Genomic DNA, 11,688 nt, shown 5'->3' with positions numbered 1-11,688 from the left:
AACCCCTCGTCCGTATCTCGGTCCGGGCAACGCGGCAGGTGCGCCGCCCCGCGGCCTGTTCCCGGGGTGCCCGAGAGCCACGCCACTCCCGCGGGGCGCCCGGGAGGGGCCACTCCCGCGGGGTGCCGAGGCCCGCTACTCCTGCGGGCGCTTGAGCCGCGCCACGAACTTGTACCGGTCGCCCCGGTACACCGACCGCACCCACTCCACCGGCTCGCCCTGCCGGTCCAGCGAGTGCCGGGAGAGCATCAGCATGGGCAGACCGACGTCGGTGCCGAGCAGGCCGGCCTCGCGCGGGGTGGCCAGCGAGGTCTCGATGGTCTCCTCGGCCTCGGCGAGATGGACGTCGTACACCTCGGCGAGCGCGGTGTAGAGGGACGTGTACTTCACCAGGCTGCGGCGCAGGGCTGGGAAGCGCTTCGCGGAGAGGTGGGTCGTCTCGATGGCCATCGGCTCGCCGCTCGCGAGGCGCAGGCGCTCGATGCGCAGCACCCGGCCGCCGGCCGAGATGTCGAGCAGCTCGGCGAGGGTGTCGTCGGCGGTGATGTAGCCGATGTCCAGGAGCTGCGAGGTGGGTTCAAGACCCTGGGCGCGCATGTCCTCGGTGTACGAGGTGAGCTGAAGCGCCTGGGAGACCTTGGGCTTCGCGACGAACGTGCCCTTGCCCTGGATGCGTTCGAGGCGGCCCTCGACGACGAGTTCCTGGAGGGCCTGGCGCACGGTCGTGCGCGAGGTGTCGAACTCGGCGGCGAGAGTGCGCTCGGGCGGTACCGGCGTGCCGGGCGGCAGTGTCTCCGTCATGTCCAGCAGGTGCTTCTTGAGGCGGTAGTACTTGGGCACGCGCGCGGTACGGATGGGGGCCCCACCCTCGTTCTCCGCACTGCTGACGTCGGTGCTCATGCTCTGCCTTCCCGGCTCCGGGTGCCGAAGCGACCGACATTCCGCCGGTCACGGCTCACATCGTGGCACGGCTTCGTATGCGAGTGTCCCCCCGCACGCTCCGTGATCCCCTCTATATACCGTCGGCGCACCTGTTGGTCTAGTCCATAGCGTGGACTCGGGCGGCCGGGCGGCGTGCGAGGCCGGTGAACGGTCCCGGCTTTTATGTCACTTACCTACTTAAAGGTCCTTGCATATGTAGGTCCCATAACGGACGACCAGTCGGGCTTACACACCCTTGACACCCCTCTAGGTCTAGGCCAAGCTCCCCGTACTGGTCTACACCATTGGTCCAGTCCCAGTCCCACGGGCAGTACTCGGCAGCGCTTCGGCATGTGTCACCGCGGTGGGCAGGGGGGTTTATGGCATCCCTGAGGAGGGTGGCGTGAAGCGGAAGCTGGCAGCCGCGATCGGTATCGCGGGCATGATGGTCTCCATCGCGGCGTGCGGGAGCAGCGACAACAACTCCGGGGGGTCGGACAAGGGCGCGGACGCGAAAGCACTGACCGTCTGGCTCACGGTGGACGCGCAGAACAACTGGCCCGATCTGGTGAAGGCCGCCGACGCCGCGGTGCAGAAGGCGCACCCGGGCGTCAAGATCAACCACGAGTACTACGGCTGGCCGGACAAGAACACCAAGCTCGACGCGGTCCTCGCCACGGACAAGGTCCCCGACGTGGTCGAGATGGGCAACTCCGAGATGCTCGGCTACATGGTCAAGGGCGCCTTCGCTCCCGTCGACGCCTCGAAGTTCGACAACGCGTCCGGGTGGCTGGACGGCCTCAAGACCTCCGTCACCTACGAGGGCAAGACCTACGGTGTGCCGTACTACGCCGGTGGCCGCGTCGGTAACTGGCGCAAGGACGTGGCGGCTTCGGTCGGCGTGAAGACGACCCCGAAGACGTACCAGGAGCTCCTCTCCGACCTGGACAAGATCCAGAAGAAGGAGGGAAGCAAGTTCAGCGCCTGGTACCAGCCGACCCGTGACTGGTACGCCGCGATGTCCTTCGTCTACGACGCCGGCGGCGCCATCGCCAAGGACGAGGGCGGCCAGTGGAAGGCGAGCCTGTCGTCGCCCGAGTCCCTGAAGGGGCTGAACGAGTTCAAGACGATCGTCGACAAGTACATGCACGGCGACAAGACCAAGGACGAGTCCGACCGATACATCGTCTACGGGCAGGGCAAGTCCGCCATGATCTTCGGCGCGGCCTGGGAGGGCGCGACCTCCGAGGACCCGAAGAGCGACAAGACCGGCAAGCTCAAGGGCAACCTCGAGAACTTCGTGATGCCCGGCCCGTCCGGCAAGAACCTCCCCGTCTTCCTCGGCGGCTCCGACCTCGCCATCCCGGTGAAGTCCAAGGCGCAGGCCCTCGCCGCCGAGTGGATCAACGCCTTCACGGGCTCCACGGGGCAGAAGGGCCTGATGGCCAAGGGCAACCTGCCCAACAACAAGACCGACCTCGCCACCCTCAAGAACGACCCGGCGACGGCGGTCCCGGCCACCGCGGCCGAGTCCAGCTGGTTCGTGCCGATGGCGCCGGGCTGGGGCCAGGTCGAGAAGGCCCAGGTGCTGCAGACCATGCTGCAGAACATCGGCACCGGCAAGAAGTCGGTGGAGGACGCCGCGAAGGAAGCGGACGCCGCGATCGACAAGGTCATCAACACCAAGTGACCTGAGCACGGGGCCCGGTGGGACCCCGGGGTACGTCCGGGCACGTCCGGGGCGATCCCGGGGTCTTCTCGGGTACGCCTGCCGGGGCCTTGCCGGGGCCTGCCGGGCCCGGGTTCCCGCCGCTTCCCGCACGGCCGCGCGGGACCCCGGCCACGTACGACCGTGCGGGGCCCGGGCCGCGTACGACCCGGGTGGTCCCGGCCGGTGCACGACCCGGGCGGACCCCGTCCGGAACCGACCGCGCCCCGGTTCGGACCGCGCACGACCCGTGCCGGACCCGGACCGAGCAGGACCGTGCGGGCCCGCCTCGCGTACGACCGAGAGGGCCGGCCCCGGTGGACGACCCGCTCGGAGCCGGACCGCGCACGACCCGCGCGGGCTTCGAACCGTGCACCACCGTGCGGGGTCCGGACCGCGCACGACCTGGGCGGCTTTCGCCGGGGTGCGGCCGTGGGGTTCGGGCCGCGTGTGACCGCGGGGGTCCGCTCCCGTGTACGACCCGTGTGGGGTTCGGGCTGGGCGTGACCGCGTCGGGTTCGGGCCCCGTACGGCCGCGAGGGTCCGGGCGGTGCGCGGCCGCGGGGGTTCGCCCCCGCGCGGACCGTGCGCCGGGCGGGCCACGTACGACCGGGCGAGGCGCCTGCCGCGTGCGGCCCGGGTGTGTTTTGCCTGTGTTCGACCGTGTGGGGGCTTGCCCCGCGTACGACCCCGTGCGGGGCTTCGACCACGTACGACCTGAGGGACCGCTGAGGAGCGCGCGATGAGTGCCGCAGACACGACCACCCCCGCCAAGGTGCCGCCGCCGCGGCAGGCACCGCCACCGGCCGTCCCCAAGGCGCCCCGCAGACGGCGGACCTCGGGCGGGGCGGCTGCCCCCTGGGCCCTGCTCGCGCCCTGTCTGCTGATCCTCGCGCTGGTCATGGGCTATCCGCTGGTCCGCCTGGTCACCCTCTCCTTCCAGAAGTTCGGGCAGTCCCAGCTCTGGGGCTTCCAGCCGGCCGAGTCGGTCGGCTTCGACAACTTCAGCAAGGTGCTGGGCGACAGCGAGTTCTGGACGGTCGTCGTCCGCACGATCGTCTTCGCCGTCGGGTCCGTCGTCTTCACGATGGTCCTCGGCATGCTGATCGCGCTGCTCCTCCAGCGCGTCTCGGGCTGGGTGAAGACGCTGATCAACATCGCGCTCGTGGCCACCTGGGGCATGCCCATCATCGTGGCCACCACCGTCTTCAAGTGGCTCTTCGACTCCGACTACGGCATCCTCAACGCGCTGCTGAGCAAGCTGCCGGGCGTCGACATGGTCGGCCACAACTGGTTCGCCAGCGGCCCCCAGGGCCTGGCCGTGATCATGCTTCTGGTGGTGTGGGGCGCGGTGCCGTTCGTCGTCATCACACTCAGCGCGGGGCTGACCCAGGTGCCGAGCGAACTGGAGGAGGCGGCCCGGCTGGACGGCGCCGGCGCGTGGGGCGTCTTCCGTTACGTCACGCTCCCGATCCTCAAGCCCATCGTCGTGATGCTCACGACGCTCTCCGTCATCTGGGACATGGGCGTCTTCCCACAGGTCTTCGTGATGCGGGGAGGCCACCCGGAGGCGGAGTTCCAACTCCTCACCACCTACTCGTACGACCGCGCGTTCGTCGTCAACGACTACGCGCAGGGGTCGGCGATCGCCCTGCTCACCGTGGTGTTGCTGCTGGGCGTGGTCGCCGTGTACATGCGTCAGATGCTGAAGATCGGAGAGGTCGAATGAGTACCCTCGCCACGGCGGGCCGGCGCCGGGGGAAGTCCAAGCTCGGCTGGAACCTCCTCGGCCTCCTCGTCTTCGTCACCGTGGGCTTCCCCGTCTACTGGATGCTGAACACGGCGTTCAAGCCGGCGAAGGACGCCATCGACTCGGACCCGAGCCTGTTCCCCACGGGGCTCACGCTCGACAACTTCCGTCGCGCGCTCGACATCGCGGACTTCTGGGGCCCCGTCGGCCGCAGCCTGATCGTCTCCCTGTCGGTCGTCGTGATCGGCGTCGTGGTGGGGATGCTGGCCGCGCTGGCCATCTCCCGTTTCGCCTTCCGCGGCCGCAAGATCGTGATCGTCGGCATCCTCGCGGTCCAGATGGTTCCGCTGGTCGCCATGATCATCCCGGTCTTCCTGCTGCTCAACGACCTGGACCAGTACGACAAGCTCTCCGGCCTGATCATCACGTACCTGACCTTCGTCCTCCCCTTCACGGTGTGGACGCTGCGCGGCTTCATCGTCAACATCCCGAAGGAGCTGGAAGAGGCGGCCATGGTCGACGGCTGCTCGCGCACGGGAGCCTTCATACGGGTGGTCTTCCCACTGCTCGCGCCCGGCATGGTCGCCACGTCCGTGTACGCGTTCATCCAGGCCTGGAACGAGTACATCTACGCCCTGATGCTCATGAGCCAGGACCACCAGACCGCCACCGTCTGGCTCGGCAACTTCACCACCAAGCACGGCACCGAGTACGCCCCGATGATGGCCGGCGCCACGATGATGGCCGTGCCGATCGTCGTGCTCTTCCTCATCGTCCAGCGCAAGATGGCCGCGGGGCTGACCGCGGGCGCCGTGAAGGGATAACGCCCCCCGATGACGACACTCGCCAGTGGTACGACCGCGTCCTCTTCCGACAAGAACGGCTTGGCGCGCGACGCGCTCACCGTCCTTCAGCCCGGTTTCACCGGAACCACCGCCCCCGACTGGCTGCTGCGCCGCCTCGGCGAAGGGCTCGCCGCCGTCGGTCTGTTCGGCCGGAACATCGCCTCCCCCGAACAACTCGCGGCCCTGACCGCCCAGTTGCGCGCGGAGCGCGACGACGTCCTGGTCGCCATCGACGAGGAGGGCGGCGACGTCACCCGCCTCGAGGTCCGCGCCGGCTCCTCCTATCCCGGCAACCACGCGTTGGGCGCGGTCGACGACGTGGAGCTGACACGGGCGGTGGCCTCGGCACTCGGCCACCGCCTCGCCGCCTGCGGGGTGAACCTGAACTGGGCCCCCTCCGCGGACGTGAACTCCAATCCCGACAACCCGGTCATCGGCGTACGGTCCTTCGGCGCCGACACCGACCTGGTGGCCCGGCACACGGCCGCCTACGTCACCGGGCTCCAGTCCGCGGGCGTCGCGGCCTGCACCAAGCACTTCCCCGGCCACGGCGACACGGCGGTGGACTCGCATCACGCGCTGCCGCGCATCGACGCCGACCTGTCGGTCATCGAGGCCCGCGAACTCGCCCCGTTCCGGGCCGCGATCGCCGCGGACACGCGCGCCGTGATGAGCGCGCACATCCTGGTCCCGGCGCTGGACCCGGACCGCCCGGCCACCCTCTCCCGCCGCATCCTCACCGGCCTGCTCCGCGAGGAACTCGGCTACGAGGGCCTCATCGTCACCGACGGCATGGAGATGCGGGCCATCGCCGGGACGTACGGCATCGAGCGGGGCAGCGTCCTGGCCATCGCGGCCGGCGCGGACGCGATCTGCGTGGGCGGCGGGCTCGCGGACGACGAGACGGTACGGCGTCTGCGCGACGCCCTCGTCACGGCGGTGCGCACCGGGGAACTCCCCGAGGAGCGCCTCGCGGACGCGGCCGAGCGGGTACGGGCGCTGGCCCGTTGGACGGCGGCGGCCTCCGCGGCCCCGCAGGAGGCCGAGCGGGAGCCGGCCGACGTGGGGCTCGCCGCCGCCCGACGTGCGCTGACAGTGACCTACGCGCCGTCTTACGAGCCGGTGGGCGCACCGCCGTTCGTCGCCGCCTTCACCCCCGTGGCGAACATCGCCGTCGGTGACGAGACCCCCTGGGGCGTGGCCGCGGAACTGGCCCGGCTGCTGCCCGGCACGCAGACGGGCAGCTTCGCGGGGGAGGGGGCGGCGACGGAGGCCCTGGCCGCCGCGGGCCCCCGCCGCGTCGTCGCTGTCGTCCGCGACGAACACCGGCACCCCTGGATGGGGACCGCCCTGGACACACTGCTGCGGGAACGCCCCGACACGATCGTGGTCGAGATGGGCATCCCCCAGGCCCCGCCCCGGGGCGCTCTCCACATCGCCACGCACGGCGCGGCGAGGGTGTGCGGCCGGGCCGCGGCGGAGGTCATCGCGGGGGAGTGACGGCCGGCGAGAAGCAAGAGGAGGGTGCCGGGCCCCAACGGCCCGGCACCCTCTTTCTTTCGCCTCGTGGCCTTTTCGCGCCCGCTGGGTCAGATCCCCTGCCAGTCCGGCTTGTTCGCGAACGTGTGCCGGAAGTAGTCCGCCAGCTTCAGCTTGGACGCGGCGGCCTCGTCCACGACGACGGTGGCGTGCGGATGGAGCTGGAGCGCCGAGGCGGGGCACACCGCGGCCACCGGCCCCTCCACGGTCGCCGCGACCGCGTCGGCCTTGCCCTCCCCCGTGGCGAGCAGGACGAGATGCCGCGCCTCCAGGATCGTGCCGATGCCCTGGGTGATGACGTGGTGCGGCACCTGCTCGATGTCGCCCCCGAAGAACCGCGCGTTGTCGACCCGGGTCTGCTCGGTCAGCGTCTTGATCCGGGTCCGCGAGGCGAGCGAGGAGCAGGGCTCGTTGAACCCGATGTGCCCGTCGGTGCCGATCCCGAGCAGCTGGAGGTCGACGCCACCGGCCTCGGCCAGCGCCTTGTCGTACGCCTCGCACGCGGCCCGCACGTCCTCGGCGGTGCCGTCCGGGCCCATGAACGCGTCCATGTCCAACCCCAGCGGTTCGAGCACCTCGCGCCGCAGCACCGACCGGTACGACTCGGGGTGCTCGGCGGGCAGCCCCACGTACTCGTCGAGCTGCGCGACGCGTGCCCGCGAGGTGTCCACGGCACCGGAGCCCACCTTCGCCGTCAGCGCCTGATAGATGGGCAGCGGCGTCGAGCCGGTGGCCACGCCGAGCAGAGCGTCGGGCCTGCGCCGGAGCAGCTCCGCCATGGCCTCGGCGATCAGCTCGCCGCCCGCCTTGGCATCGGGAACGATGACAACTTCCACGCTGGGCCTGCCGATCTGGAGAGGGGCTCGCCGGGAACCGTGAGAGAGCACATGTGGTGTAGACCAATCTAGCAAAGGTGGCCCACCCATGGTCCGCCGCGGGCCCCCATGACTGACGGCGGCCGTCGCATCGGGCGACCACGACGCGGCCGACGCCTGGGCCGAACGGGCCCGCAAGGCGCCCGAACGTAGCGGCACACCCAGTAAAGCCCTGCCTACGGGCGATGAGACGCTGATACCGATCCCCGCGATCCGCACCGCACGCACCACCCCGTATCGGCCACGGTCGACGCGTACGACGGCCACGGTCGACGCGTACGACCGGAACGTCCCCAGGAGGCCCCCATGACCGCGCCCACCCCGGCCCCCCGGACCGACGACGACCGCCCGGGTCGGATCACGGCCCGGGAGATGACCGAGCAGCCCGACGTGCTGCGCCGGATCCTGGAGGAGGGCGCGCCGCGGATCCAGGAAGTGGCCCGGCAGGTCGCGGCCCGGGAGCCCCGCTTCGTGCTGCTCACCGCCCGCGGCACCTCCGACAACGCCGCCCTGTACGCGAAGTACCTGCTGGAGATCCAGCTGGGCCTGCCGTGCGGGCTCACCTCGATGTCGACGACCACGGCGTACGGCGCGCGGCCCGATCTCGCCGACGTCCTGGTCATCACCGTCAGCCAGTCCGGCGGCTCCCCGGACCTGGTCGCCTCGACCCGGGCCGCTCGTGAGGCCGGCGCCATCACGCTCGCGGTGACCAACAACCCGGACTCACCGCTGGCGGCCGTCTCCGAGTACCACCTCGACATCATGGCCGGACCCGAGAAGGCCCTGCCCGCCACCAAGACCTACACGGCCTCCCTGCTCACCCTCTATCTCCTCGTCGAAGGCCTGCGTGGCGGCGACGGCGCCGCGGCCAAGGTGCTGCCCGATCTCGCCGCGCACCTCCTCACCCGTCAGGACGAGGTCCGCACGCTCGCCTCCCGCTACCGCTTCGCCGAGCGCATGGTGATCACCTCGCGCGGCTACGGCTACCCCACGGCCAAGGAAGCCGCCCTGAAGCTGATGGAGACCAGCTACATCCCCGCCCTCTCGTACTCCGGCGCCGATCTGCTGCACGGCCCGCTCGCCATGGTCGACAACATCTCCCCGGTCATCGCGGTCGTCACCGACGGGAAGGGCGGCGAGGCGCTGCAGCCCGTGCTCGACCGGCTGCGCGGGCGCGGCGCCGACCTGGTCGTCATCGGCCCCCGGGCCCAGGTGGAACAGGCCTCGGCCGGGTTCGTCCTGCCCACCGAGGGCGTGGCCGAGGAGCTCCAGCCGATCCTGGAGATCCTTCCGCTCCAGCTCCTGGCCTACGAGGTCACCATCGCCCGCGGCCAGGACCCGGACGCGCCGCGCGCCCTGGCGAAGGTGACGGAGACCCGCTGACCATGGCCGTCCGGCCCCATTGATGAGCCGATCCGGCCCCCACCGGGGGCCGAACCGGGCTACTCTGCGTGGTGGATGCTGTTGGAAGTTGGATAAAGAGACAACAACAAACATCCGCCGACGCATGGACGCCGCACGTGGTCTAGTCCACAATGTGCTGGTAAGTCATGGATCGACGAAGCGTCGCTTACGACGAGGCGTTGATTCACGCAAACCTCCGTCTTCCCCGCACAGGAAGGCGGACCGAGGAACCGGCGCTCTCTGCCCTGACTGCTCCGGGTCCTCTCCTTCGGCCGACCGGGACCGCACAGCCCGTGGCCGTTGCTGCTCCGGGCTGCGGTGCCGGGAGGGTTGAGGGTCCCTCCCAGGCGCCGCGGCCCGCGGGTGTTTTCGGAGCCGGGCCGAACCCCCGGGTACGCTCGCACATGTGCCCTCCATGAACGACCTCGTCCGCCAGCACACCGCTCTCGGTGACTCCGATCTCGAGTGGTTGCATCTGCTGGTCTCGGAGTGGCAGCTGCTCTCCGACCTCTCCTTCGCCGACCTCGTGCTGTGGGTTCCCACCCGCGACGGCACCCGTTATGTCTCCGTGGCGCAGATGCGGCCCAACACGGGCCCGACCTCGTACCAGGACGACATGGTCGGCCACCTCGTCCCACGCGGCCGCCGCCCCCTGCTGGACGCCGCGCTGGACGAGGGCAGGATCGTGCGCGAGGGCGACCCCGAGTGGCGGGAGGAGGTGCCGGTACGGGTCGAGTCCATTCCGGTACGGCGGGAGGGGCGCGTCCTCGGTGTCATCGCGCGCAACACCAACCTCCTCACCGTGCGCACCCCGAGCCGGCTGGAGCTGACCTACCTCCAGAGCGCGTCCGACCTCGCCCAGATGATCGCCGCCGGCTCCTTCCCGTTCTCCGGCCAGCAGGTCGACATGGACGCCTCGCCGCGGGTGGGCGACGGGCTGATCCGCCTCGACGCGGACGGCATCGTCCAGTACGCGTCTCCGAACGCGCTGTCGGCGTACCACCGCCTCGGCCTCGCCTCCGACCTGGTGGGCCACCACCTCGGTGTGACCACCGCCGAACTCGCCCCGTCCCGCGGCCCGGTGGACGAGGCGCTGTCCAAGGTCGCCAGCGGCTGGGCGCCCCGAGAGTTCGAGATCGAGAGCGGTGACGGGGTGATCCAGCTGCGCGCGATCCCGCTCAAGCCCAAGGGCACCCGGGTCGGTTCGCTCGTCCTGCTGCGCGACGTCACCGAACTGCGCCGTCGCGAACGCGAGTTGATCACCAAGGACGCGACCATCCGGGAGATCCACCACCGGGTCAAGAACAACCTCCAGACGGTGGCGGCGCTGCTGCGGCTGCAGGCCCGGCGCATCGAGTCGGAGCGCGGCCGTGAGGCCCTGGAGGAGGCCGTACGGCGGGTCGGCTCGATCGCCATCGTGCATGAGACGCTGTCTCAGAACCTGGACGAGCGGGTGGAGTTCGACGAGATCGCCGACCGGGTGCTCGCCATGGTCGCCGAGATCTCGCCGGGCAAGGTCACCGGCCGCCGCACCGGCCGCTTCGGCATACTCGACGCCGAGGTCGCCACCCCGCTCTCCATGGTCCTCACCGAGATCCTGCAGAACGCGCTGGAGCACGGCTTCCGCGAGGGCGACCGGGGTACGGTCGAGGTCTCGGCGGTCCGCGGCGGCACCAGCAAGGAGACCCGCCTGCTGGTCACCGTCCAGGACGACGGGGTCGGTCTCCCGGAGGGCTTCGACCCGCACCGCTCCGGCAACCTCGGTCTGCAGATCGTACGAACCCTGGTGGAGGGCGAGTTGGGGGGCACGTTCGACATGGTGGCGGCCCCGGAGCGGGGTACGCAGGTCATCCTGGACATTCCTGTGCAGGCGCACAAGTAGGAGTATCTGACGCACCGACAAGTCGGGAATCCGTCCATAAGTCAGGCATCAACTCATAAGTCGGGCATCCAGGCCCAAGTCGTGCGTTCACCCGTATGCGGTGCATGACCGTGGCAAGTGGCGCATGACAGTGGCCCCGGACCAGAAGGTCCGGGGCCACTGCTTACGCTGCTATGCGCATCGGGGGTACTGCGCGCTGCGGCTCGGGGGCGGGAGATGCGTACTCGCTGTACGCGCCGCCGGGCTCAGGCTCGTTACGGGGTGGGGCGTCAGGCGGTGGCCTGACGGGCCCGGTTGCGGGCGGCGCGACGCTTCATGGCACGGCGCTCATCCTCGCTGAGGCCACCCCAGACGCCGGAGTCCTGGCCGGACTCGAGCGCCCACTGCAGGCACTGCTCCATGACGGGGCAGCGGCGGCAGACGGCCTTGGCTTCCTCGATCTGCAGCAGCGCAGGACCGGTGTTGCCGATGGGGAAGAAGAGCTCGGGGTCTTCCTCGCGGCAAACGGCGTTGTGACGCCAGTCCATGGCTGCTACCTCTCCTTGGTATTACATGCACGTTGCTTGTGAATGTGAACGCTTTCACGAATCCCCCAACAAGTGAAGGGCCGACTGTCAGGTCTCCCTGACGTGGTCCTGTGATTTGAGGAGGGGTTCTGGCTCTCTGTGGGGCCGATGTTGCGGGCCGTCCCGATCGCCACGTAGAGACTCGCAAACCTCAGCGGCGGATACAACCCCTTCTGGAAAGTTTTTTTTGATTCCTCG

General features: G+C 70.1%; 9 protein-coding genes. 6 read left to right on the top strand and 3 right to left on the bottom strand.

The annotated features are described in order from the left end of the window. Positions 1 to 135: 135 nt before the first annotated feature. Positions 136 to 900, bottom strand: a complete 765-nt coding sequence (locus OG819_RS06170) for a GntR family transcriptional regulator (protein ID WP_054228140.1) — start codon at positions 898 to 900, stop codon at positions 136 to 138. Between the two features lie 424 nt (positions 901 to 1,324). Here OG819_RS06170 and OG819_RS06165 point away from each other — a divergent pair, with 424 nt between their 5' ends. From OG819_RS06165 to OG819_RS06150, 4 genes are all read left to right on the top strand, one after another. Further along, on the top strand, positions 1,325 to 2,611 hold the full coding sequence (locus tag OG819_RS06165; protein WP_266628457.1) for an extracellular solute-binding protein: 1,287 nt from the start codon (positions 1,325 to 1,327) through the stop codon (positions 2,609 to 2,611). 760 nt (positions 2,612 to 3,371) lie between these two features. Next, positions 3,372 to 4,358, top strand: a complete 987-nt coding sequence (locus OG819_RS06160; RefSeq protein WP_266648383.1) for a carbohydrate ABC transporter permease — start codon at positions 3,372 to 3,374, stop codon at positions 4,356 to 4,358. Beyond that, positions 4,355 to 5,203 carry a carbohydrate ABC transporter permease gene (locus tag OG819_RS06155; protein ID WP_266431611.1) on the top strand — a complete coding sequence of 283 codons (849 nt, stop codon included), beginning with the start codon at positions 4,355 to 4,357 and terminating at the stop codon, positions 5,201 to 5,203. Before OG819_RS06160 ends, OG819_RS06155 begins: the two co-directional genes overlap by 4 nt. A gap of 9 nt (positions 5,204 to 5,212) precedes the next feature. Beyond that, positions 5,213 to 6,724, top strand: a complete 1,512-nt coding sequence (locus OG819_RS06150) for a glycoside hydrolase family 3 protein (protein ID WP_266648381.1) — start codon at positions 5,213 to 5,215, stop codon at positions 6,722 to 6,724. An 89-nt stretch (positions 6,725 to 6,813) separates the two neighbouring features. On the opposite strand, the gene nagB is transcribed toward OG819_RS06150, so the two are convergent. Beyond that, positions 6,814 to 7,599: a glucosamine-6-phosphate deaminase gene (gene nagB / locus OG819_RS06145; RefSeq protein ID WP_266648379.1), complete on the bottom strand. Its 786-nt coding sequence runs from the start codon at positions 7,597 to 7,599 to the stop codon at positions 6,814 to 6,816. A 345-nt stretch (positions 7,600 to 7,944) separates the two neighbouring features. Between nagB and OG819_RS06140 the strand changes: the two genes are divergently transcribed. Further along, a complete protein-coding gene (locus OG819_RS06140; RefSeq protein ID WP_266648377.1) occupies positions 7,945 to 9,021 on the top strand; it encodes an SIS domain-containing protein in 1,077 nt (358 codons plus the stop codon). Positions 9,022 to 9,457: 436 nt separating this feature from the next. After that, on the top strand, positions 9,458 to 10,924 hold the full coding sequence (locus OG819_RS06135; RefSeq protein WP_266431924.1) for a sensor histidine kinase: 1,467 nt from the start codon (positions 9,458 to 9,460) through the stop codon (positions 10,922 to 10,924). A gap of 269 nt (positions 10,925 to 11,193) precedes the next feature. Here OG819_RS06135 and OG819_RS06130 read toward each other — a convergent pair whose 3' ends face one another. Then, complete coding sequence (locus OG819_RS06130; RefSeq protein WP_006380970.1) at positions 11,194 to 11,451, bottom strand: WhiB family transcriptional regulator; 258 nt, start codon at positions 11,449 to 11,451, stop codon at positions 11,194 to 11,196. Positions 11,452 to 11,688 lie beyond the last annotated feature (237 nt).

The organism is Streptomyces sp. NBC_01549, assembly GCF_026339955.1.
In the GTDB taxonomy this organism is placed as follows: domain Bacteria; phylum Actinomycetota; class Actinomycetes; order Streptomycetales; family Streptomycetaceae; genus Streptomyces.
Note: the sequence above shows the minus strand (reverse complement) of the source record. Positions and strands in the feature narration are given on the sequence as shown.